This is a genomic window from Streptococcus ictaluri 707-05, assembly GCF_000188015.2.
GTDB lineage: Bacteria > Bacillota > Bacilli > Lactobacillales > Streptococcaceae > Streptococcus > Streptococcus ictaluri.
On sequence record NZ_AEUX02000002.1, the window covers coordinates 23,400 to 46,557 of the forward strand.

Annotated in this window: 17 protein-coding genes and 3 pseudogenes; 16 read left to right on the forward strand and 4 right to left on the reverse strand. The window is 37.5% G+C overall.

Annotated features, from left to right (window positions below):
- Positions 1 to 205: 205 nt before the first annotated feature.
- From STRIC_RS11520 to STRIC_RS12845, 4 genes and pseudogenes are all read left to right on the forward strand, one after another.
- Positions 206 to 898 (forward strand): KxYKxGKxW signal peptide domain-containing protein, encoded by a 693-nt coding sequence (locus tag STRIC_RS11520; RefSeq protein ID WP_008087411.1) that lies wholly within the window; start codon positions 206 to 208, stop codon positions 896 to 898.
- Positions 899 to 973: 75 nt separating this feature from the next.
- Positions 974 to 3,766 carry an alpha-amylase family glycosyl hydrolase gene (locus STRIC_RS01625; RefSeq protein ID WP_008087537.1) on the forward strand — a complete coding sequence of 931 codons (2,793 nt, stop codon included), beginning with the start codon at positions 974 to 976 and terminating at the stop codon, positions 3,764 to 3,766.
- Positions 3,767 to 3,881: 115 nt separating this feature from the next.
- Complete coding sequence (locus STRIC_RS12840; RefSeq protein WP_008087505.1) at positions 3,882 to 4,007, forward strand: hypothetical protein; 126 nt, start codon at positions 3,882 to 3,884, stop codon at positions 4,005 to 4,007.
- Between the two features lie 173 nt (positions 4,008 to 4,180).
- Positions 4,181 to 4,279: pseudogene (locus STRIC_RS12845) on the forward strand (HAD family hydrolase); the annotation flags it as partial.
- A gap of 52 nt (positions 4,280 to 4,331) precedes the next feature.
- Here STRIC_RS12845 and STRIC_RS01630 read toward each other — a convergent pair.
- Both STRIC_RS01630 and STRIC_RS13020 read right to left on the reverse strand, forming a co-directional pair.
- On the reverse strand, positions 4,332 to 5,366 hold the full coding sequence (locus STRIC_RS01630; protein ID WP_008087468.1) for a M protein trans-acting positive regulator (MGA) PRD domain protein: 1,035 nt from the start codon (positions 5,364 to 5,366) through the stop codon (positions 4,332 to 4,334).
- Positions 5,367 to 5,444: 78 nt separating this feature from the next.
- Positions 5,445 to 5,903: pseudogene (locus STRIC_RS13020) on the reverse strand (helix-turn-helix domain-containing protein); the annotation flags it as partial.
- A 305-nt stretch (positions 5,904 to 6,208) separates the two neighbouring features.
- On the opposite strand from STRIC_RS13020, the gene STRIC_RS01635 reads away from it, so the two are divergent.
- The 6 genes and pseudogenes from STRIC_RS01635 to ftsX all read left to right on the forward strand — a co-directional run bounded on the left by STRIC_RS01635 (position 6,209) and on the right by ftsX (position 12,977).
- Complete coding sequence (locus tag STRIC_RS01635; protein ID WP_008087437.1) at positions 6,209 to 6,751, forward strand: isoprenylcysteine carboxyl methyltransferase family protein; 543 nt, start codon at positions 6,209 to 6,211, stop codon at positions 6,749 to 6,751.
- 194 nt (positions 6,752 to 6,945) lie between these two features.
- The gene (locus STRIC_RS01640) at positions 6,946 to 8,859 is read left to right on the forward strand and encodes a fructose-bisphosphatase class III (RefSeq protein WP_008087432.1); all 1,914 of its coding nucleotides are present in this window, start codon (positions 6,946 to 6,948) and stop codon (positions 8,857 to 8,859) included.
- 191 nt (positions 8,860 to 9,050) lie between these two features.
- A pseudogene (queG, locus tag STRIC_RS01645) lies at positions 9,051 to 10,168 on the forward strand (tRNA epoxyqueuosine(34) reductase QueG).
- A gap of 48 nt (positions 10,169 to 10,216) precedes the next feature.
- Positions 10,217 to 11,318 (forward strand): peptide chain release factor 2 gene (prfB, locus tag STRIC_RS01650; RefSeq protein WP_156033568.1). Its coding sequence is split into 2 segments (ribosomal slippage): positions 10,217 to 10,288 and positions 10,290 to 11,318, totalling 1,101 coding nucleotides; the frame shifts between segments, so codons are not numbered across the junction.
- A gap of 44 nt (positions 11,319 to 11,362) precedes the next feature.
- The gene (gene ftsE / locus STRIC_RS01655) at positions 11,363 to 12,055 is read left to right on the forward strand and encodes a cell division ATP-binding protein FtsE (RefSeq protein WP_008087487.1); all 693 of its coding nucleotides are present in this window, start codon (positions 11,363 to 11,365) and stop codon (positions 12,053 to 12,055) included.
- Entirely contained in the window at positions 12,048 to 12,977 is a 930-nt protein-coding gene (ftsX, locus tag STRIC_RS01660; RefSeq protein ID WP_040831825.1) for a permease-like cell division protein FtsX, read from the forward strand. The genes ftsE and ftsX overlap by 8 nt, the downstream gene beginning before the upstream one ends.
- A gap of 112 nt (positions 12,978 to 13,089) precedes the next feature.
- On the opposite strand, the gene STRIC_RS01665 is transcribed toward ftsX, so the two are convergent.
- On the reverse strand, positions 13,090 to 13,725 hold the full coding sequence (locus STRIC_RS01665; RefSeq protein ID WP_008087464.1) for an MBL fold metallo-hydrolase: 636 nt from the start codon (positions 13,723 to 13,725) through the stop codon (positions 13,090 to 13,092).
- 185 nt (positions 13,726 to 13,910) lie between these two features.
- Here STRIC_RS01665 and STRIC_RS01670 point away from each other — a divergent pair, with 185 nt between their 5' ends.
- From STRIC_RS01670 to asnS, 3 genes are all read left to right on the forward strand, one after another.
- Positions 13,911 to 16,370 (forward strand): bifunctional DnaQ family exonuclease/ATP-dependent helicase, encoded by a 2,460-nt coding sequence (locus STRIC_RS01670; protein ID WP_008087448.1) that lies wholly within the window; start codon positions 13,911 to 13,913, stop codon positions 16,368 to 16,370.
- A 187-nt stretch (positions 16,371 to 16,557) separates the two neighbouring features.
- Complete coding sequence (locus tag STRIC_RS01675) at positions 16,558 to 17,745, forward strand: pyridoxal phosphate-dependent aminotransferase (RefSeq protein ID WP_008087425.1); 1,188 nt, start codon at positions 16,558 to 16,560, stop codon at positions 17,743 to 17,745.
- Between the two features lie 32 nt (positions 17,746 to 17,777).
- Positions 17,778 to 19,124 carry an asparagine--tRNA ligase gene (asnS, locus tag STRIC_RS01680; protein WP_008087417.1) on the forward strand — a complete coding sequence of 449 codons (1,347 nt, stop codon included), beginning with the start codon at positions 17,778 to 17,780 and terminating at the stop codon, positions 19,122 to 19,124.
- A gap of 55 nt (positions 19,125 to 19,179) precedes the next feature.
- Here asnS and STRIC_RS01685 read toward each other — a convergent pair whose 3' ends face one another.
- Entirely contained in the window at positions 19,180 to 20,160 is a 981-nt protein-coding gene (locus tag STRIC_RS01685) for a nucleoside hydrolase (protein ID WP_008087406.1), read from the reverse strand.
- 195 nt (positions 20,161 to 20,355) lie between these two features.
- Here STRIC_RS01685 and rapZ point away from each other — a divergent pair, with 195 nt between their 5' ends.
- From rapZ to whiA, 3 genes are read left to right on the forward strand one after another with little or no spacing between them, the layout of a single operon-like run.
- On the forward strand, positions 20,356 to 21,246 hold the full coding sequence (gene rapZ, locus STRIC_RS01690; protein ID WP_008087434.1) for an RNase adapter RapZ: 891 nt from the start codon (positions 20,356 to 20,358) through the stop codon (positions 21,244 to 21,246).
- Complete coding sequence (locus STRIC_RS01695) at positions 21,243 to 22,220, forward strand: YvcK family protein (RefSeq protein WP_008087536.1); 978 nt, start codon at positions 21,243 to 21,245, stop codon at positions 22,218 to 22,220. Before rapZ ends, STRIC_RS01695 begins: the two co-directional genes overlap by 4 nt.
- Complete coding sequence (gene whiA / locus STRIC_RS01700; protein WP_008087443.1) at positions 22,217 to 23,128, forward strand: DNA-binding protein WhiA; 912 nt, start codon at positions 22,217 to 22,219, stop codon at positions 23,126 to 23,128. The genes STRIC_RS01695 and whiA overlap by 4 nt, the downstream gene beginning before the upstream one ends.
- Positions 23,129 to 23,158: the final 30 nt, after the last annotated feature.

Sequence of the window (23,158 nt, forward strand, 5' to 3'; positions counted from 1 at the left end):
AGGCGATAAATATTGGCAAGAAGTTAGCAAAGACAGATATGGTAATAATCATGAAAAGAGTAAAATATTAGAAATAACAAATTTTCTAATTTCGGCAAATCAAGAAAGCATTCTCATTGGTCGAAAGATATTGACTTTTATTGCAAGCGGTTGCATAATAAAAAGTGTAGAAACAATTTAATTTTTTCAAAGGAGATTATCATTAATGGGAATGCTAAGTAACGAAAACAAAGTAAGTAAGTATAGAATGTGGAAATCAGGAAAGCAGTGGCTCTTTGGTGCGAGCTTAGTAGCAGCATCAGTCGTCGCTTTTAACACGCAAGCGTTTGCTGAAGAATCTAGTCAAATTCTTAGCGAAACACCATCAGCTTTAGTGACAGCACCACCAACTGTCACTGAAGAGATTGCTACAGAACCAGTTGCAAAGGATACTGAAATTGTAGTACCAACAGCGAGTGCTCCTGTAGGTCCGAAGTATGATCCAAACGCTAGTAAGGATGAAGAAGAAAAAGCAAAAAATTATTCTTCTGATAATACATGGAATGATTACAGTACAGAAACTGAATTTCAAAATACACAACCCGTGACCATTCATTATGAGTCAAAAAGTTCCGATGATTCTTATGCTGCTTGGATTTGGAAAGATAGCAAAGAAAATGATAAGGGTCGTTGGGAAAATTTATCTAAAGAGGGTAATAAACATACTCTAAAAGTAAACGCAGAACAAGGCATTAGTTCTTTTGATTATATTATCGTGAAAAATGCGGATACTTCTGATAGCAAAACTTTTGGAAATCAAAACGATGGTAAAAAAGTAACTGGTGATATGACAGCTCCGGTCAGTGTCTACACTCCAACAGATATTTATCACAATGAAAATGATGGCTGGTATTCGTAATTTGTAAATGTTCAGACTGAAGAGTTTGACAAGCGTTATGGGTATACTGATAAAAAAGTTGATGATAAAGGTCAGTTGACGGTCGTTGGTCAAAAAGGTCAATTGGGGGCTTCTTTTGACAGCGAAGGGAATGCTACTTTCAATGTATGGGCTCCAACTGCCAATCCTGTATCGGTCAATATTTACCAATCAACTGATGAAAATGCAGAACTTCTTAAAACTATCGAACTAACTCGTGGCAAAGAGTATAACAGAGATGACCACACTAAAAATACCATTGGACTTTGGTCGGTGACTGTTAAAGCTGAAGATCTTGGGCAAAAAGCCTTTGAGAACATTGCTTATGACTATCAACTAACCATTCCAAGAGCTTTCTTTATTCAGAAGACAGAAAATTGGCAAGAGAAGGAAAAAGGAAAGTGGGAAAAAGTTGGTGATAAGTATGTCAACTCGGTATCAGCATATACTGGAAAATCAGATGAATTGTTAATTACACCAGAAATTAATCATAAAGCTATTTCTGAATTCTATACAGGCTCAGACCAAACAGTTACTATCCAAGATCCATACTCTATTGCAACTGTAAAGAATGGCAAACGTTCTGTTTTAGTTGCTAAAACAGCTATCGGTGAAGAGGTGACGCAAAGCAATAATGTCCGCGTGTCTTCTAAGACAGAAATGAGTGTTATGGAAATGGATGTTCGTGATTTCACCATTGATCCTCATTCAGGTATTAGCGATAAAAATAAAGGTAACTTCTTAGGCGTCGTTGAAGAAGGTACCAAAGATACTCGAACAGGACAAAAAACTGGCTTGGATTATTTGAAATATTTGGGTGTGAAATATGTTCAGATGATGCCTTTGTATGATTTCCAAACAGTGCCAGAATTGGACCAAAATGATCCTAAAAATAACGAGATTTCAAAAGAATTTTCAGCAGATGACCAACAAAACTGGGGCTACGATCCTAAAAACTATAATGTGCCAGAAGGGTCTTACTCTACTAACCCAGCAGACCCTGTTAACCGTATTAAAGAGTTAAAAGAAATGGTTCAAAAACTTCACGATGCGGGCATTAATGTGGTTATGGACGTGGTTTACAACAACCTATACGATGGGCAAAATAATCCTTTTGAATATACTGTTCCAGGTTATTATTATGCTATTAACCATGATGGTAAAATGAACAATGACGTTGGTGTTGGAAATGCCATTCGTTCCAACTCAGAAATGATGCGTCAGTATATTGTGAATTCTGTAGTTCATTGGATTAAAGAATATGGTATGGATGGTTTCCGATTCGATGCCATGAGTGATTTAGATGTTAAAACTCTAGGGTTGATTAGAGAGGCAATCAATAAGATTGGTGCTAACATTGTCACTTACGGTGAAGGTTGGGATAGCATGGGGAAATATCTCTATAAAGATAAAGAGACTCCTGCTAGTGATAAACATGCTAAGTTAACTCCTGAAGTAGGATACTTTGATTTGATTGGACGAGATGCTATTTCTGGCTCTCACTATGATCATGAAAACCCACCAGGATTTGTCAATAACCTTAGTGAATATAAAAATGATGAAGGAAAAATAAAGTTACTAGCAGATAGTTTAATGGGAGGACACGGGAGACATTTTGCAGATGCATCTCAACAGTTGAACTATGTGGAAGTTCATGACGGTATGACACTTAGCGACCTTTTGAAATTTTACAATAGTCAAGATGACGTGCTAACTCACCAAAATCGTGTTGAGCTAGCAACAGCCATGAGTGCTTTATCACAAGGGATTCATTTCTTCCAACATGGCCAAGAATTTTTACGTGAAAAAGCTGGCTCACATAACACTTACAATGCTGGTGATGAAAAGAATAAAATTGACTGGGATTTAACAAGTAAAAATGTTGATGCAGTTAACTTTATGAAGTCACTCTTAACCTTGCGTACCAATGAATCCTTATGGCATCTGAAAGACTATGAAGCTGAAATCTTCAAAAAAATGAAGATTACAAATGCTCAAAAGGGATCAGGAATCATTACCTTTGAATTGCAAGAAGATAATGGGGACAAGTTCTTGGTTGTCTTTAATAACAATACGGATAGTCAAAATAAGCAACTGACATTAGGTGATATAAGTTCAGATAATTGGTATTATGGTGGGACAAGACAAATGGAGGAGTTTAATAATCATATTCCAGGTGAGAACAACCGTGGCAAAATCAATGAAAGCAATGATTTCACAAATGCCTATATTGTAACCACCAACTCCAAAAATCTTTACGGAAAAATTGGTCAAATGAATGGTCAAAAAACCATTACCATGGATCATCTTTCCGCAACGGTGCTTTATATTCCTAAAGGAGTAGAGACTTCACAAGTTACCCCTAAAGAGGGAGTTATTTATCTGGATCAAGAAGGTAAAAAGCTTTCACCTTCCACTGGACAAGGATTTACTTTTTTGAAAGTCGATTTCAACGATCCAAATAGTAAATTTGGCTATGAGCAATCAGGTATTACAACAAACTCTAATCAGCAATTAGGACATGGCAAAAATGTCTTGACCAAAACAAGTGATGATATCCAAACAGTTACCAAATACTATATGGCAGTTAACAAAACGACAGGAGAAGTTGTCTCAGCAACTACACCAAGTACTTTCATCAATGGTGTTCCACAATCAAGTGATGTCAATATTGAATGGAAAGAAGTCACTGAAACATCTCCTTCTAAAGAGACTGACTCAAAAGCTAAAGAGGAAGTGGTAGATGAGAAGCTTCCTGCTACAGAAGTTAAGGATGAGCCAAAAGAGGTTGAGCAAGACAGTCAAGTGTCTGAGAGTACAGAAGTGACTCAAGAAGTAGCTTCTATCTAATCTCGTCTTTCCAAAAACTCAGTCAGCTAAGCCATCTAAAGAAGAAAAGCATGTAACTAAAGTAGTTAAAAAAATTGACAAGCACGAAATCAAACGTCAAGAAAAGAATTTAAAATTGGCAAGAAAAGCTGCTAAGAAAGCAACTAAAAAAGGTCATGGTTATGCCTTTGGAAACAAGCATTACTTTTCGACAGATGGGGCTGTCTTACATTTAGGAAAAAACAAGCATTGGTTTAGATAATAAGGACTGATAAAGTGATCACTTAATAATGTTTTTCCATTTTTTGATTCTAGAAGAGGATTTGCCTTTGGCGGTCCTCTTTTAGGTCAGAGGCTGATTGTTTAGGCAACTTATGATAAACTAATCTAAAGGAGGTTGCTATGATAAAAGGTATTATTTTTGATATGGACGGTGTTTTTGCCATAAAGGATAAGCAGTATGGTATTGATCAGAGTCAAGCCGATCACATTATCGATCATTTAGAAGACTTATGTCAACTGATAAAGGTATAATCAAAAACAGTTTAAATTGAGCCTGTTGAGCTTTATTTAAACTGTTTTTTTATCATCTCTTGTCTAGAATGACATCATTGTGGGTTGGCAATTCTAACGCAGTGTAATCAGAGGGGATTAACTGCTTGATGTGGTTGGCATAATGTTTTTTGACATGCTCTTGAATGGCACTTTGAATGAAAGGGAGGTAATAGTCACGATGTTCAAAACTAAAGGTCAAGAATCGGTGTTCTTTTGAGCTATAACAAGCTTTGAGATAAGGGAGATGTTTTTGATCGGCTAGTATAAGAAGAGGATTCTTTTGATGACATGGTGTCATTTCTTGTCTAATCAGATTAAGGGTGTGGAGTTGAATGGGTGCTTTGGGCAAGGCTTTTTGTAACCAACTTTGAGTAACGTGAAGATGAGCTTGATTTGTAGCGCAAATGATAATGGAAAGGGGCGTCATCTCTGCCTCAATCAGATAAGCTATTTGATGGGTTAATAGGCTAAGGTGCTTTGGAGCGATATCACCTCGGTCATCTCTGTCAATCATCCATTTTTTAATGATAGCTTCAGTCTCATGATAGAGAAGGGAATGGGGGGAGTGACGAAAAGCTTCTAGATCATCTTCTTCAGGAATTAAGGATTGCAGATTAAAGAGACATTTACGAAATAAGGTCATCATTGCTTCTAAAAAAGGAAGACTTGTGCTTAGATTGCTCCCTAAAAAAGCTTTAAAAGAAGGGATTAAATATGCGATATCTGTTTTTGTAGCCACTAATTGACAAACCTTTTCGCGTTCTTTTTCATTCCATAAATGACCGCAAAAGAAGTTGGTATTAGTACAGTAAACGAGAAATAAGTAATCGTAGTCTAGCTGATCAAAAGAAAAAGGCAGACTAGTTTCTAGGTACTCTTTACTGAAATGGATGATTTTTGGGTAAATAAAAAGAGGCTTGATGTGATCAAATTGTGCCGAATAAGGAAGATAAGGGCGAAAAGCTTGCCGTTTCCAGGTCAGCATCATCAAAAAGTGACAAAAAGCGAACTCGTCTTCCATTAGAGACAAAAAGTTTTTAGCGATGTTAGGATTGGAGTTTGTCATAAACTCAGTAATGCGATCCAGGTCATCTTCCTCAATTGGGTAACAGCTCACACCATATTGACACTGTAGGAGTGCTATTAAGTATCGTATCCGAAATTCTTCCCCACAAACCTGATTAGCACGAATAGACAAATGAACACTCTTTAAAAAGTGTCTACATTTTTCTCGGACACGATAAGCACTCGCGGTTGACAAGAAATGGTTTTTACTAAAGACGGTAAAGGGTTGGTGTTCTTGATTAAATATTAAAAATTTGAGACAAGACAATACCATTGAATCACGATAAATCAGGTGTAAACACTGATTTTTTGAAACCCTTTCTTTGAGGGAGCAGCTGATTTGAGATTGTTCATTGATTTCAATACAAACCATTCCGTCCAATCTTTTCGTCAATTGCCCTAATAAATGACGACAGGTCTTACTTTTAAGAGAAGTTACTTTTGTCAATTGAGAAAAAGAAATGTTCTGGCAATCGAGAAGTGTGGTCAAAAGACGTATCAATTGGAGGGTGTTGGTTTCAAGGTATTGGCTTAACATAGGCTACTTTCTGTAGGTAATAAAATACGGTCACAGTCTATTTAAACATAATTATTATAAAAATCCAATCTATTATAAAAAAATATTGCTTAGTCACAGTGTTTACAGGGTCTTGTTTTCTCAAAATCATAAGGGCAACTAGGTTGATTATTGAGAAAAACTAGAAGAAAGAAAACTTGTTTGATTATCGTCAATCATGTTAAAATAAGATTAAATCTAAAAAATGAATGAAAAGGAAGTCTTTTAAATGTGGAGTGCCTTTTCCTGCGTTTGTTTGGATGGATTATATGACTAAAGGAGAAATCATGTCTTACCCATTGCTGATTGTAGTTGCCGTTTTTATACTTCGCTTGTACTTTTTAAAGATTTCAAAACGAAATGAAGCCAGAATCCGTCAAGAAGGTGGTCAAGAATTTGGTGTTGAAAATACCAAACGTTTAACCATTTTACATATTCTTTTTTATCTGGGCTGTTTTGTTGAGGCCTTTTTAGGTCAGGTTCATCTGGATACCATTAGCCTTGTTGGTTTAATGTTATTAGTCTTTTCTATGATTATGCTACGAATTGTGGTATCACTGCTAGAAGGGATTTGGACAGTCAAGCTCATGGTGGCTGTTAATCATCCATTTAACACTCATTGGTTATTTGAAAAAGTTAAACACCCTAATTATTATTTAAACATTATTCCAGAATTACTTGGATTGAGTTTACTGTGTCATGCTTGGGTGACCTTGATTTTTGTATCACCGCTATACCTTTATACGCTCTATGTTCGTATAAAAGAAGAAAATAGTGTTTTAGAAACCATTATCCGTCCTAATCATAATCGTCTTGCTGAAGAGGGGTAATTAAGACAAATATATTTTTAAAAAAGCAAATTAAGTGGAGCAGCTAGTCGGCTCTTTTTTAAACAGCAAAAGAATGCGCTTACAGTTTTTAGTGGTAATTTTTGACATAAGTGATTACAATAAAATGCAAGGACCAGTCCTTAGTATCGAAAAATCCAACTAATCAGCTAAATAGAAGGAGTTTCCAAAAGACCATGTCTAAATATTATCAACTTTTAAAAGAAAAGTTTCCAAGCAAATCTTCCCTAATTACGGAAATGATAAACTTAGAGGCCATCTGTCATTTGCGCAAAGGGACAGAGCATTTTTTAAGTGATTTACATGGCGAATACCAAGCCTTTGATTACCTTTTACGCAATGGATCAGGTACTATTAAAAAGAAAGTCCAAGAATGTTTTCCTGATAAAAAGCAGACAGAAACTGATCTTTTGTGCCAATACATTTACTACCCTGCTGAAAAAATCAAGTCTCAGACCCAGATGTCTCAGCAAGAGTTAGAAGCTGAACTCAGGTATTTTTTACCCGATTTGTTACAATTGGTCAAATACATTGGTGGCAAGTACACGCGTTCTACGGTCAGAAAGTGGTTGCCAAGCGACTATGCCTACATTATGGAGGAGCTGTTAACAGAAGAGCAACCGGATAAGAATAAAGAAAACTATTATCATGCCATCATCAAAAAAGTTTGCGAACTCAAACAGTTAGAAAACCTTTTTATTGCTTTTGCTAGCTTGATTCAAAACTTAACCATTGATTACTTACATGTAGTAGGGGATATTTATGACCGTGGCAAGTATCCAGACCTTATTTTAGACAAGCTCATGACCTTTAAAAACATTGATATCCAATGGGGGAATCACGACATTACATGGATGGGAGCTGTTTCTGGTTCTTTTGTTTGTATGGTCAATGTCATTCGTATTGCAGCAAGATATAATAGTATTGCTTTGATAGAGGATCGCTATGGTATTAATTTAAGACGTTTGATTGATTACAGTCAAAATTATTTTACCCCTAAAGCTGCTTTTGATCCCATTTTAGATGGCGAGGTTATTGCCAAAGAAGAAAAAAACATACTGAATTGTTTACAGCAGGCGACAGCTATTTTACAATTCAAGTTAGAAAATCACTTAATTAAGAGGCGCCCTGACTTTGATATGGAAGCGTCTAATTTGCTGACAGCTATCAATCCTGATGATAAAACAATTGAGATCGAAGGTAAAAAATATGAACTGATTGATTTTCCTTATGATCTCATTAACTGGCAAGACCCTGGTGCTTTAAGCTCAGAGGAAAGTCAACTCTTACAGGATTTGATGTTTCGATTTCAACAGTCTGAACGGCTCTTGAGTCATGTTGATTTTCTATTTTCAAAAGGGGCGATTTATCAAGTTTCTAATAATCATTTGCTCTTTCATGGTTGTATTCCCATGCATTCCAACGGTGATTTTAAGTCTATTCATTTAAATGGACACTTTTTATCAGGCAAGGCATTGATGGATTTCTACGATGAGCAGGTAAGGCAGGCCTATAAAGAGCCGGACAAACATGATGATTTTGCCACGGATTTGTTTTGGTACCTATGGTGCGGGGAGGGGTCTTCTTTATTTGGCAAAAAACGAATGACTACTTTTGAACGCTATTACATTAAGGATAAAGCTAGTCACAAGGAAATCAAGAGCCCTTATTATTCCTTAAGAGAAGAGGTGGCAGTGTGTGACAGACTCTTACAGGAATTTGGGTTAGACAGTAAAGGACATATTGTTAACGGTCATACACCTGTTCAAGAAAAAAGTGGTGAAATACCTATTAAAGCTGACGGTAAAATGTTAATCATTGATGGTGGTTTAGCAAAGGGATACCAAAAGAAGACTGGTATTGCTGGCTATACACTCATCTCAAATAGCTATGGTCTTGAATTAATTGCGCACAAACCTTTTTCATCTGTTGAAGATGTCTTGAAAGGAAAATGTGATATCATTTTTATCAAACGCCTAGTTGAAGAAGTTGACGAAAGAACTTTGGTAAAAGAAACCGACAATGGGCGACGACTTCTAAAAGAAATTGATGATTTACACTTTCTTTATCAGCATTTTGAAGATTATTAATCTGTTAAGCTTTGTTTAAGTTTAAAAAATTATCATAAAGGTGGTTAAAGTCCTTTTAAGTATGAAAGTAGAGAACTTTTCTCTACTTTTCTTTTTGACTTTTGAGGCATTTAAAGGTTAAGATTCTCATTATCACAATTTGTAATGGTTTAATCTTGAAGTCTTTATCTATTTCCATTATCATACATAACATGGATATTAAGGAAGAAATTAAAGCCTTAGCGCGTGAGATTGGCATTTCAAAGATTGGATTTACCACAGCAGATGATTTCAGTTACTTGGAAAAGTCCTTGCGACTGGGAGTTGAAGAAGGTCGAACAACGGGTTTTGAACATCAAAATATAGAAGAACGAGTTAAACCTAAGTTATCTTTATCTTCAGCAAAAACCATCATTTCGATAGCGGTGGCTTACCCACATCAGTTACCTGTTCAGCCACAAAAAACGAGTTTTAAACGAGGGAAGATTACTCCTAATTCATGGGGTCTAGATTACCATTATGTCTTAAAGGACAAGCTTGACCGCTTAGCTCAGTGCATTGAGCAATTAACCGAAAATTTTGAATACAAAGGAATGGTAGATACTGGAGCCTTGGTGGACACCGCTGTTGCCAAGCGAGCTGGAATTGGTTTTATTGGCAAAAATGGTCTAGTCATTTCAAAAGAGTTTGGTTCTTATATGTATTTAGGGGAGCTAATTACTAATCTTGAAATTGAAGCTGACAAACCTGTCGATTATGATTGTGGTGACTGCCGACGATGTCTAGATGCTTGTCCGACCTCTTGTTTGTTTGGAGATGGGACAATGAATGCCAGACGGTGTTTGTCTTTTCAAACGCAAGATAAGGGCATGATGGATCTGGAATTTCGTAAAAAAATTAAAACAGTCATTTATGGCTGTGATATCTGTCAAATTTGCTGCCCTTATAATAAGGGAATTAACAATCCTTTAGCTTCAGAAATCGATCCAGATCTAGCTATGCCTGAGTTAATCCCCTTTTTAGAATTGACCAATAAAAGTTTTAAAGAAAAATTTGGCATGATTGCAGGCTCATGGCGAGGAAAAATATTTTGCAACGCAATGCCATCATTGCCTTGGCTAATGGTCATGCCCGAACTGCCCTGGTTAAATTAATGGAAATTATAGATAAAAATAACAATCCCATTCATGCCGCAACAGCTTTGTGGGCCATAGGAGAAATTGTCAAAAAGCCAGATCAAGCGATGCTTGAGTTTGTGAGTGGTCTTTCTTTTGAGGATGACATGATCCAAAAAGAATGGGAGATGCTCCGTGAGAAATGGCAATTCTAAGTGCATTATGATAAAATAAGGAAGAAAAATTGTAGAAGAGGTACTTGTATGGAAGTGGCTGAAATTCGCCAAAAAATAGTAGAAAATAAAGAGAAGTTGACTAGCTTCAGGAGGTCTCTTTGACTTAGATCACTTAGAAGAAGATATTGCTCTGCTTGAAAATAAAATGACAGAGCCAGATTTTTGGAATGATAATATAGCGGCTCAAAAAACATCCCAAGAATTAAATGAGTTAAAGCTCAAATATGAGACTTTTCATAATATGCAAGAGTTATCAGATGAAACAGAGCTTTATTTGGAAATGTTGGAAGAAGATGACAGTGTCAAAGAAGAGTTAGAAGCTAGCTTGACCAAGTTAGGCCAGATTTTAGCCAGTTATGAAATGACATTATTATTATCAGAACCTTATGATCATAATAATGCTATTCTAGAAATTCACCCAGGCTCTGGTGGCACAGAAGCTCAAGACTGGGCAGATATGCTTTTTCGGATGTATACCCGTTTTGGGAACGCCAAAGGTTTCAAAGTAGAAACCTTGGATTATCAAGCGGGTGATGAAGCTGGTATCAAGTCCGTTACCCTGTCTTTTGAAGGACCAAACGCTTATGGTTTCTTAAAGTCAGAAATGGGAGTTCATCGTTTAGTGCGGATTTCGCCTTTTGATTCTGCTAAGCGTCGTCATACGTCTTTTGTCTCAGTCGAGGTCATGCCAGAGTTAGACGATACCATTGAAGTTGATATCCGTGATGACGACATAAAAATGGACACTTTCCGTTCAGGCGGTGCTGGTGGTCAGAACGTCAATAAAGTCTCAACGGGTGTCCGTTTAACTCATATCCCAACAGGAATTGTAGTGGCTTCCACAGTTGATCGTACCCAGTATGGTAACCGTGACCGGGCAATGAAAATGCTCCAAGCAAAACTCTATCAATTGGAACAAGAGAAAAAAGCAGCTGAAGTCTCTGCCTTAAAAGGTGATAAAAAAGAAATTACCTGGGGTAGTCAAATCAGATCTTATGTCTTTACACCATATACCATGGTTAAAGACCACCGCACAAACTTTGAAGTGGCGCAAGTCGATAAGGTAATGGATGGTGATATCGAAGGATTTATTGATGCTTACCTCAAATGGCGCATGAGTGATGATTAGATTTGCTGAAGCCTTCTCTAAAAAGCTAAAAGAAAGAAGAAAAAATGGCATTAATTGAAATGAAGGGTGTTTCTAAGAAATACCGACGCTCAACCACTGCCCTGCAAGACATTTCTGTCGCAATCAATCAGGGAGAATTTGTTTATTTAGTTGGACCGTCAGGTGCTGGTAAATCAACCTTTATTAAACTTCTTTATCGTGAAGAACGATTAACTTCCGGAAAGCTCTATGTTGGTGAATTTGATTTAACCAAACTAAAAGGACGTGAGGTTCCTATTTTACGTCGCCACATTGGAGTAGTCTTCCAAGATTACAAGCTCTTACCTCGAAAGACTGTTTTTGAAAATGTTGCTTATGCCATGGAAGTTATTGGTGAAAAACGTCGCCACATTAAAAAACGTGTTCCTGAGGTTTTAGACTTGGTTGGCCTAAAGCATAAAATGCGTTCTTTCCCAAATCAATTGTCAGGGGGAGAGCAACAACGAGTGGCTATCGCGCGTGCAATTGTCAATAATCCTAAATTATTGATTGCTGATGAGCCTACAGGAAACTTGGACCCAGAGATTTCATGGGAAATCATGCAGTTGCTTGAACGTATTAATTTGCAGGGAACTACGATTTTGATGGCTACCCATAATAGTAATATCGTTAATACTTTGCGTCATCGTGTAGTGGCCATTGAAAATGGACGTGTTGTACGTGACGAAGAAGAAGGAGAGTATGGCTATGATAATTAGAAATTTTTTCCGTCATATTTGGGAATCTATCAAAAATTTAAAGCGTAATTTTTGGATGACATTTGCTTCTTTTAGTATGGTTACAGTTACCTTAACCTTGCTAGCGCTTTTTGCCACTACATTATTGAATATTCAGCGTGTGGCATCAGGAGTCGAAAATAATATTCAGATTAGCACTTACTTACAAGTGGACTCTACAGACGCCCAAGAGCAAGTTCCAGATATTAATGGTGAGTTGGTAGCTAACGAGAATTATCATAAGGTTTATGATCAAATTGCTCAATTAAAAGGGGTCAATAAAATCACTTTTTCAAGTAAAGATGAACAATTGCAAAAGTTACAAGACACCTTGGGGGATGTCTGGGAAATGTACGACCAAGACACCAATCCTCTTCAAGATCTTTATTTAGTAGAAACCAAATCTCCTAAACAGGTCAAATCTGTTAGTAAAGCGATTAAAAAAATCCAAGGAGTTGAGGATGCAAGCTATGGTGGGGTGAATTCTGATAAACTTTTCAAGCTGTCTAAATTTATTCAAGTTTGGGGATTGATTGGAACAGCCTTGTTGATTTTGGTAGCTATTTTCTTGATTTCGAACACAGTTCGTATGACCATCATGTCTCGTAAACGTGATATTGAAATTATGCGACTGGTAGGTGCTAAAAATTCTTACATACGTGGACCATTCTTCTTTGAAGGCGCTTGGGTAGGCTTATTAGGTGCTATCATTCCTTCTTTGATTATTTATTATGGTTATGATTTTGCTTATAAGCATTTTGCGCCTGAACTTCAAATCAGTAACCTATCTATGTATCCAATTAACCCTTACATTTTCTATTTAATTGGTGCTTTATTTGTTATTGGAATGATTATTGGTTCACTAGGGTCTGTCTTGTCAATGAGACGTTACCTTAAGTTCTAATAAAAAACCTAATAGCATAGGTTTTGCTTGACCAATCAAAAAAAGATTGAAGATAATCATCTTCAATCTTTTTTTGAATCGTTTGTAATCATTGTTTAAACAGTAATTTCTGTTACCTAAAGAAAGGATTACTTAGTTTCTCGTGACTGATGGTTGTTGACGGGCCGTGACCGGGATAAACCAGATAGTGATTGGGCAGAGTAAAGAGTTGACTCGTAATGCTATTAATTAATTGGTCAAAGTCACCTGTCGGTAAATCGGTACGACCAATACTGCCTTTGAATAGAGCATCTCCTGTAATCACCAATTCTTCTTTTTCAAAGATAAAGGAGACACCACCAGCAGAGTGTCCTGGTGTTTGGACCACTCTAAAGGTAAAGCCAGCAAGGTCATAAGCTTCTTGGTATTGGAAGATTTCCTCGGCTGGTTGACAGATGATATCAGGCAAGTCATCGTGACGCATTAATCCAGACAAATTTTTCTCAGGTTCATATAACCAGCTTGCCTCAGCTTCAGCCACGTAGACAGGTGGCATACGATGAGCCTGTCGGATTAATTCCAAGCTCATGATGTGATCGTAATGGGTGTGAGTTAGCAAAATAGCAGCAAGTGGCTTATCTAAGGCATGCAATTGCTTAAGAATGGCTTGGCCATTGCTTCCGGGGTCAATGACAATAGCTGCTTGGTCGTTAGCTAACAGATAAGTATTTTCTCCTGCAATAGGATTGGTAAGTGTCAATAGTTTCATACTCTTAGTTTATCAAAAAATAACTAAAAAGACAGAGGAAAAGCATGGCGAATTGACTTTTAGCTAGGCTATGATAGCTAAAGTTTTATGAACTGCCTGTATCAACCATGAGACCACTTTTTTTCTGCTAGCATCACTCCATGAAAAAGTAAAGTCTCTCAAAAACGTGGTATAATAATCATATTATGTCCAATGATTTTACAAAAAAATATGCTGTTATTGATTTGGAAGCAACTAATGCAGGCCCAAATGCAGCTATTATACAGGTTGGAATTGTTATCATTGAAGGAAAAGAAATTGTCCATTCCTATCAAACAGATGTCAATCCTCACCAACCTTTATCAGACCACATTAAGCAATTAACCGGTATTACCGACAAGCAATTACAAAAAGCTCCTGATTTTTCACAAGTAGCTAAGCCTATTTTTGATCTTATTGAGGATTGTGTTTTTGTAGCTCATAATGTTAAATTTGATGCTAATTTATTAGCAGAGGCCCTTTTTTTTGAGGGTTACGACTTATTGACACCTAGGGTTGATACGGTTGAGTTGGCCCAGGTTTTTTACCCTACCTTAGAAAAATACAATCTGAGTCATTTGTCAAAAGAGTTAGGGTTGCAGCTACAAGAAGCCCACACCGCTATTGCAGATGCTCAAGCCACAGCTCGCCTCTTTTTGAAATTACTTGAGAAAATAGAGAGTCTTCCTAAAGAAACCCTTGAAAGTATTTCCAGGTATTCAGAGAGTCTCTTGTTTGAAACAGGGATGGTCATCACTAAAGCTATCGACGATAGTCAACCCTTTAATCCCAAGCAATATTATAAGATTCAATCCATCTTGCTCAAAAAGCCACCCCAAAAAACCAAAAGTCTCAAGTTATCTCAGTCATTCGACCTTAATATAGCGCTTTTAGGTCTAGAAGAAAGGCAAGAACAAAGCCATTTTGCCCATTGTGTCCAGCAAGCTTATCATGACCAAAGACCTAGTTTTATCGAAGCACAAGCCGGTATTGGAAAGACCTATGGATATTTATTGCCCCTATTAGCTCAAAAAGATCCCTACCAAATCATTTTGAGTGTACCGACCAAAATTCTACAAGATCAAGTGATGGCTGGTGAGATAGCTGCCATTAGGCAGGCTTTTCAGATTAATTGTCATAGTATTAAAGGACCAGCGAATTATATCAAACTTGATGCTTTCTCTGAAAGTTTAGGTTATTATGATGATAATCGCTTGGTTAACCGATATAAAATGCAACTTTTGGTTTGGTTGTTAGAAACAAGTACCGGAGATTTGGCTGAGATTAAGCAGAAGCAACGTTTTGCAGCTTATTTTGATCAAATCAAACACGATGGCCAATTGAATAAAAGCTCTCCTTTCTACGACAATGATTTTTGGCAACTGAGTTATGAAAAGGCTAAAGAAGCTCGTCTCTTGGTGACTAACCATGCTTATTTTTTACATCGTGTCCAAGATGATAAAGATTTTGCCAAAAACAAAGTCTTAGTCTTTGATGAAGCACAAAAAATAATGTTAGAGTTGGACTCTCTATCACGAAACCGTTTAAATTTAAGTTTGTTGTTAAAAGAATTACATGAAGAAATTCCCCACCGTCAGTCACTTTTAGAAAAAAGGCTTTTAGAGAGTATTGCTTTTGAGCTAGGACAAGCAGCGAGTGATTTTTATCAAGCCAAGGAGAATCAGCACTTATTAAGCTGGGAAAAACTAAAGCAACAAGTGTCTGAACTAGATACCAGTGACTTTATGACCTTACAGACGATTTTTAGTGGTCGCAATACTGATTTTTGGATAAGTAGTGAGAAAAAAGACGACAAACGCTTAACCTATTTGAATGCTAGTAGCCAAGACTTTTTACATTTTAAAAAGTTCTTGCCAGAGACCATAAAGACTTATTTTATTTCAGCAACTTTGCACATTAGCCCACAAGTTAGCTTGGCTAACCTTCTTGGGTATGATGATTATCATTTTGATAGTATCCCCAAGAAAAAGACACATCAACAACAGCTTTTTATTGATCAAGAGATGCCTTTGATTAAAGCAATCAGTGATCAAGACTATGCCCAAGTCATTGCTGAGAGACTTTATGCCCTTAATAGGAGTGATTTTCCTATTTTAGTTTTATTTAATGCTAAAAAGCATTTGTTAATGGTATCAGACTTATTAGATAATTGGCGAGTTGGTCATCTGGCACAAGAAAAAAATGGTAGTCCTTTTAATATTAAAAAGCGTTTTGACCGTGGAGAGGAGTCTATCTTATTAGGACTAGGCTCTTTCTGGGAGGGAGTTGACTTTGTTCAAGCTGATCGAATGATTGAAGTCATTACTCGTCTACCTTTTGATAATCCCGAAGATTTATTTGTGCAAAAGATGAGTCGATACCTTCAGGAGAATGGGAAAAATCCTTTTAATGATTACTTTCTTCCGATGGCGATTCTAAAATTAAAACAAGCCATTGGTCGCACCATGCGCCGACCTAATCAGAAGTCTGCTGTGCTTATTTTAGACAGAAGGGTAAGCAATGAAGGTTATGGACAAATCATTTTAAGTAGTTTAGCAGATGAATTCCCTATTTCTCAAGAAAAATTCCAAGATTGTCTGGTAGAAATGACTGATTTTCTGCTATAATAGAAAAGATCATATGCCAAAGGAGCTAGTAATTTAACAATGGTTTTAACTTTTTGAGTTGAATACCTTGTTAATGTTGGCTTCTTTGTGTAACATCCTGTTTTTAGAAGACAAGATTCTCTATACAAAGTCTAGTTATTGAGAAAAGGGATGTTACATGGGGAAAATGGATAAAGAAGGAGATTCGATGACCAAATTATCAAAACGTGTCCTATCGATGGAAGAGAGCGTGACTTTAGCCGCAGGAGCAAGGGCTAAGGCATTAAAGGCTCAAGGTCGTGATATTTTAAGCTTAACTTTAGGTGAGCCGGATTTTATCACTCCCAAATCTATTCAAGACAAGGCTATCGAAGCGATTCGTAATGGAAAAGCGAGTTTTTACACGCCGGCTTCGGGCTTGCCTGAGTTAAAGTCTGCCATTGGTGACTACATGCAAAGAGAGTATGGTTATCAGGTTTCTCATCAAGAAATTGTTGCAGGAGCAGGAGCTAAGTATATTTTACATGCCTTTTTTATGGCAGTTCTAAATCCTGGAGATGAGGTCTTGATTCCGACACCTTATTGGGTTTCTTATTCTGACCAAATTAAGATGGCAGAAGGCAAACCTGTTTTTGTTCAAGGTTTAGAAGACAATCAATTCAAGGTAAGGCTTGAACAACTAGAGGCTGCACGAACCCCTAAAACAAAGGTTGTTCTAATCAATTCACCCTCTAATCCAACAGGCATGATTTACAGTGCTGACGAATTATTAGCTATTGGGAACTGGGCTTTGGAACATGACCTTATTATTTTAGCAGATGATATTTATGGGTCACTGGTTTATAATGGCAATCAGTTTACACCTATATCAACCTTATCAGAAGCTATTCGACAACAAACTATTACTGTTAATGGTGTAGCTAAAAGTTATGCCATGACGGGCTGGCGAGTTGGCTTTGCTGTTGGTAATCCAGACATTATCGCTGCGATGGGAAAAATCATAGGTCAAACCACATCCAATGTTACTACAGTGGCTCAATATGCAGCCATAGAAGCTTTTAGTGGTGATCAAAGGTCTGTTGAAGAAATGAGACAAGCTTTTGAAGAGCGTCTAAACACCATTTACCCTCTCTTGAAACAAGTTCCAGGCTTTGACTTAATCAAGCCTCAAGGTGCCTTTTACTTTTTCCCAAATGTTAAGAAAGCTATGGCTATGAAAGGCTACACAGATGTGACTGCCTTTACAGATGCTATTTTAGAAGAGGTTGGGCTAGCTGTAGTTAGTGGTGCAGGATTTGGTGCTCCTGAAAATATTCGACTCAGCTATGCTACTGATTTAGAAACATTAAAAGAAGCTGTTCGCCGCTTAACTTGTTTTATGACAAGTCACAATTAAAAAACTTTTAAGATTTATAGAAAAGAGACATTATGATTACAAAATACGTTCCGATTATTGATGTAAAAGACCATGTTGGCAAAGAGATTACGATTGGCGCTTGGGTTGCTAATAAGTCAGGAAAGGGAAAAATTGCCTTTCTTCAATTGCGTGACGGGTCTGCTTTTTTCCAAGCGGTTGCCTTTAAGCCTAATTTTATTGAGAGCTTTGGCGAAGAAGAAGGAGCAGCTAAGTTTGATACTATTAAGCGCTTAAGCCAAGAATCTTCAGTTTTAGTTAAGGGAATCGTCAAAGAAGATGCCCGTTCTAAATTTGGCTATGAGCTTGATATTACTGATATTGAAGTGGTCGGAGACTCACAAGACTACCCAATCACCCCTAAAGAGCATGGCACTGACTTCTTGATGGATAATCGTCACCTTTGGTTACGTTCCCGTCGTCAAGCAGCAATCATGCAAATTCGTAATGCCGTTATCTACGCGTCTTATGAATTCTTTGACCAAAATGGCTTCATTAAATTTGATAGTCCTATTTTATCTGGAAATGCGGCTGAAAACACAACAGAATTGTTTGAAACAGATTACTTTGGCAACCCAGCCTTTCTAAGTCAGTCAGGTCAATTATACCTTGAAGCTGGTATGATGGCCTTAGGACGTGTCTTTGACTTTGGACCAGTTTTCCGTGCAGAAAAATCCAAAACCCGTCGCCACTTAACCGAATTTTGGATGATGGATGCTGAATACCCATTCTTATCTCATGAGGAATCACTTGACTTGCAAGAAGCTTATGTCAAAGCCTTAATCCAAGGTGTGCTTGATCGTGCTCCTCAAGCTTTAGAAACCTTAGAACGTGATATTGACTTGCTTAAAAAATACATTGCAGAACCATTCAAACGTGTTTCTTACGATGATGCTATCAGCTTGTTACAAGAACATGCATCTGATTCGGATACTGATTACGAGGCGATTGCTCATGGAGACGACTTTGGTTCACCACACGAAACTTGGATTTCAAACTACTTTGGTGTTCCAACCTTTGTGGTTAATTACCCAGCAAGCTTCAAAGCTTTCTATATGAAACCTGTTCCTGGTAATGAAGAGCGCGTGCTTTGTGCTGACTTATTGGCGCCAGAAGGTTATGGTGAAATTATTGGTGGATCTGTCCGTGAAGATGACTACGAAAAACTATTAGCAAAAGTAGAAGCTGAAGGTTTAGATCCAGCTGATTACGAATTTTACCTTGACCTACGTAAATACGGATCTGTACCGCATGCCGGATTTGGTTTAGGCTTAGAACGTATGGTAACTTTTGTAGCCGGAACCAAACACATCCGTGAAGCCATTCCTTTTCCACGTATGTTGCACCGTTTAAAACCATAAGAACTTATTTAAAAAGCGCTAAGACCAAAGGTCTAGCGCTTTTTTGAATGATTCCTTAATAGAGCTTAAAGCGTTCTAAATCTGCTGCTAAGGTATTAGTTGGCAGATCTAAGGTGACGGCTAAAAAGTGTAACCAAAATTGGAAGGCATCTACCTCTGTATAAATCAAGACATTGGCTTTTTTGTGGTAAAAATCATCTCTATCAACAATAGATTGACCGATAGCAATACCTTCAGTTACAATGTCAGTATAGGCTGAAAAGCCACTGCAAATGTTTGGGAAAAGGACTTGTAAGAGAGCTAGTGGATCATTAACCACACTGCCAATCCGGTGTTCATGTTTCCAATAGAAATCAAAGTGTGCCGCCGTGATTTGTTGGATAAAATCAGCGATTTCGGGATTCATCCGTTTCATGTAGGCCAAGTGGTTGGGTGTCAGGACAATCTGTCTTGTCACATCTAAGCCAACCATTTCTACTGGATGGCCCCATTTGTCAAAAACCAGTTGTGCAGCATCTGCATCACAGTGATAATTGTACTCAGCTACGGGTGAGACATTACCACTACATAAGAAGGCACCTCCCATGCTGACTAAGCGAGGACAATGTTTTACGATATCGGGATTTTTAAGGAATGCTTCAGCCAGATTCGTCAGAGGTCCAAGGGTCACTAAATGAGTATCTTTAGGACTACTGTAGTAGTCTGCTAAAAACTGGCTAGCAGACAAAGGCTCAACCGATTTATCTGCCAAACGTTGAAAATGGGTATTACCAAAACCATCTTCTCCATGAGTCTCTTGTGCAGAAGCTAAAGGGTGTTTCAAGGGATTTTCAGACCCTGCATAAACGGGAATATCCAATCTATTGAAACGCTCAAGCATGTATAAAGCGTTTTCAGTTCCAATAGCAGTTGGAACATTTCCTGGTGTGATGGTAATGGCAACAATATCTAGATCAGGGCTTTTCAGCGCATAGAGTAGAGCTAGGCTATCGTCAATTCCTGGATCACAATCAATGATGAGTTTTGTTTTAGTCATGTGTTTATCCTTCTAAATAGTCCAAAGGGTTAGGCAATGCATCAATAGGTTTATTATAATATCTTTACTTGATTTTGCAAGGGTTTTCTGAGTTAAGTGAGATTTTGAACATAAGTCACCAAGAAAAATGTTAGCTTTTGTGCTTCTATGTTATAATGGAATTTAGTGTAAGACTTTCAGAAAGGAATTAAGGATATGGTCGATAATAACATTAACCTCGTTATGGTAACCGGAATGAGTGGAGCAGGTAAAACAGTTGCTATTCAATCTTTTGAAGATTTGGGCTACTTTACCATTGATAATATGCCACCGACCTTGGTTCCCAAATTTTTAGAAATTATTCAACAAAGCAATGAAGATAAGCATGTGGCTTTAGTCGTTGATATGCGTAGTCGTCTTTTCTTTAAAGAAATCAATATCATCTTGGATCAAATTGAAAGTAATCCCAACATCACCTTTAGGATTCTTTTCTTAGACGCCACCGACCTTGAGCTGGTTTCGCGTTACAAAGAAACAAGGAGAAGTCACCCTTTAGCCAGTGAAGGTCGCGTCATGGATGGGATTAAGCTAGAAAGAGAATTGCTAGCCCCTCTTAAAAGCATGAGTCAGCATGTGGTAGACACCACAGATTTGACCCCAAGACAGCTTCGTAAAGCGATTAGTGACCAATTTAAGAATGACCATAATCCTAGTTCTTTTCGCATTGAAGTCATGAGTTTTGGCTTTAAATATGGTTTACCATTAGATGCTGATTTGGTTTTTGATGTTCGTTTTCTTCCCAATCCCTATTACCAAGTTTCCTTGCGTGAAAAAACGGGATTGGATCAAGAGGTTTATGATTATGTCATGACCCATAAGGAATCAGAAGATTTTTATAGCCATTTGATGGCTTTAATCGTTCCTATTTTACCGGCTTATCAAAAAGAAGGTAAGTCAGTTTTAACCATTGCTATCGGTTGTACCGGTGGTCAACATCGCAGTGTGGCATTTGCGCATCGTTTAGCTGAAAGCCTTGAAAAGGATTGGCAGGTAAATGAAAGTCACAGAGATAAAAATCGTCGTAAGGAAACTGTAAACCGTTCATGAAAAATCCTAAAATAACCGTCATAGGTGGCGGAACTGGTATCCCTGTTATTTTAAAAAGTTTACGTAATGAAGCTGTTGATATTACAGCTGTAGTAACGGTTGCTGATGATGGCGGATCGTCTGGTCAACTGCGAACAGCTATGCAACTGACCCCGCCAGGTGACCTGCGCAATGTCTTGTTAGCCATGAGTGATATGCCAAAGTTTTATGAGCGTGTTTTTCAATATCGCTTTAATGAAAAGGATGGCCCATTAGCAGGACATCCTCTGGGTAATCTCATCATTGCTGGCATTTCTGAAATGCAGGGGTCTACTTACAACGCTATTCAGATTTTAACCAAATTTTTCCACATTACAGGTAAAATTTACCCGTCAAGTGAGCAAGCCTTAACCTTACATGCTGTATTTCAAGATGGTCATGAAGTAGCTGGTGAAAGTTCAATTGCTGGATATCAAGGAATGATAGATCATGTTTATGTGACCAATACTTATAACAATCAAACCCCCAAAGCCAGTCGAAAAGTAGTGGATACCATTTTAGAGAGTGATATGATTGTTTTAGGACCAGGATCACTCTTTACTTCCATTCTTCCTAATTTGGTGATTCCAGAGATTAAAAAAGCTCTAGCTAAGACAAAGGCTGAAGTCGTTTATATTTGTAATATCATGACGCAATATGGGGAAACAGAGCAATTTAGTGATGCTGACCATGTGGCTGTCTTAAACAAACATTTGGGTCGAGACTTGATTGATACCGTTTTGGTCAATGTGGAAAAAGTTCCTCTTAGCTATATGAATTCCAATCAATTTGATGAATACCTGATTCAGGTGGAACATGATTTTAAAGATCTTGCTAAGTCAGCCAAACGCATTATTTCTTCTAATTTTTTACGCTTAGAAGGTGGGGGTGCCTTTCATCATGGTGATTTAGTGGTTGATGAATTGATGAATTTAGTAAGGATGGCTAAGAAATGAGTTTTACCACTAAAGTTAAAGAAGAATTGATTCATTTATCAACTAGTGACAAGAATGAGCTATCTGCTATTATCAAATTGTCAGGGAGTCTTGGTCTTACTAAAAGTGGACTTAATCTGTCAATTACCACTGAAAATGCCAAAATAGCCCGTTATATTTATTCATTAATCGAAAGTGCTTATCCCATAGTCCCAGAGATTCGCTACCATCAAAAAACTAACCTGAGGAAAAATCGTGTCTATACTGTTTATTTAGATCAAGCAGTTGATCACTTGTTATCTGATTTAAAATTGGCGGATTCTTTCTTTGGGATTGAAACCGGCATTGAAGCACAGATGATGACTGATGATGATGCTGGGCGTTCTTACCTAAAAGGAGCCTTTTTAGCATCGGGAACTATTCGTGATCCTGAGTCAGGCAAGTATCAATTAGAGATTTATTCCGTTTATTTGGATCACGCGCAGGATTTAGCGCAATTAATGCAAAAATTCATGTTAGATGCTAAAACCATTGAGCACAAAAATGGAGCCGTTACTTACTTGCAAAAAGCAGAAGATATTATGGACTTTTTAATTGTCATTGGAGCCATGACTTGTAAAGAAGACTTTGAAGCCGTCAAACTCTTACGAGAAGCTAGAAATGATATCAATCGAGCCAATAATGCTGAGACAGCTAATATTGCTAAAACCATTACAGCTAGTATGAAAACCATCAATAATATCATTAAAATCATGGATACTATTGGCTTGGAGAGTTTGCCGATTGAGTTGCAACAAGTCGCTTTGATGCGAGTTAACCATCCCGATTACTCTATTCAGCAAGTGGCTGATGCTCTGGATTTTCCCATTACTAAAAGTGGGGTTAACCACCGTCTGAGAAAGATTAATAAAATCGCTGAGGATTTATAAGGAAGCTAAACTGCACATTTGCTTAGTGCG

Excerpts from the sequence above, each read along its gene's own strand:
- ftsE (WP_008087487.1), top strand. The coding sequence starts at position 11,363 with ATGGCATTAATTGAAATGAAGGGTGTTTCTAAGAAATACCGACGCTCA.
- STRIC_RS01635 (WP_008087437.1), top strand. The coding sequence starts at position 6,209 with ATGTCTTACCCATTGCTGATTGTAGTTGCCGTTTTTATACTTCGCTTG.
- asnS (WP_008087417.1), top strand. The coding sequence starts at position 17,778 with ATGATTACAAAATACGTTCCGATTATTGATGTAAAAGACCATGTTGGC.
- STRIC_RS01695 (WP_008087536.1), top strand. The coding sequence starts at position 21,243 with ATGAAAAATCCTAAAATAACCGTCATAGGTGGCGGAACTGGTATCCCT.
- STRIC_RS01630 (WP_008087468.1), bottom strand. The coding sequence starts at position 5,366 with ATGACAAACTCCAATCCTAACATCGCTAAAAACTTTTTGTCTCTAATG.
- STRIC_RS01670 (WP_008087448.1), top strand. The coding sequence starts at position 13,911 with ATGTCCAATGATTTTACAAAAAAATATGCTGTTATTGATTTGGAAGCA.
- rapZ (WP_008087434.1), top strand. The coding sequence starts at position 20,356 with ATGGTCGATAATAACATTAACCTCGTTATGGTAACCGGAATGAGTGGA.
- STRIC_RS01685 (WP_008087406.1), bottom strand. The coding sequence starts at position 20,160 with ATGACTAAAACAAAACTCATCATTGATTGTGATCCAGGAATTGACGAT.
- STRIC_RS01640 (WP_008087432.1), top strand. The coding sequence starts at position 6,946 with ATGTCTAAATATTATCAACTTTTAAAAGAAAAGTTTCCAAGCAAATCT.
- STRIC_RS11520 (WP_008087411.1), top strand. The coding sequence starts at position 206 with ATGGGAATGCTAAGTAACGAAAACAAAGTAAGTAAGTATAGAATGTGG.
- STRIC_RS01665 (WP_008087464.1), bottom strand. The coding sequence starts at position 13,725 with ATGAAACTATTGACACTTACCAATCCTATTGCAGGAGAAAATACTTAT.
- whiA (WP_008087443.1), top strand. The coding sequence starts at position 22,217 with ATGAGTTTTACCACTAAAGTTAAAGAAGAATTGATTCATTTATCAACT.
- STRIC_RS01675 (WP_008087425.1), top strand. The coding sequence starts at position 16,558 with ATGACCAAATTATCAAAACGTGTCCTATCGATGGAAGAGAGCGTGACT.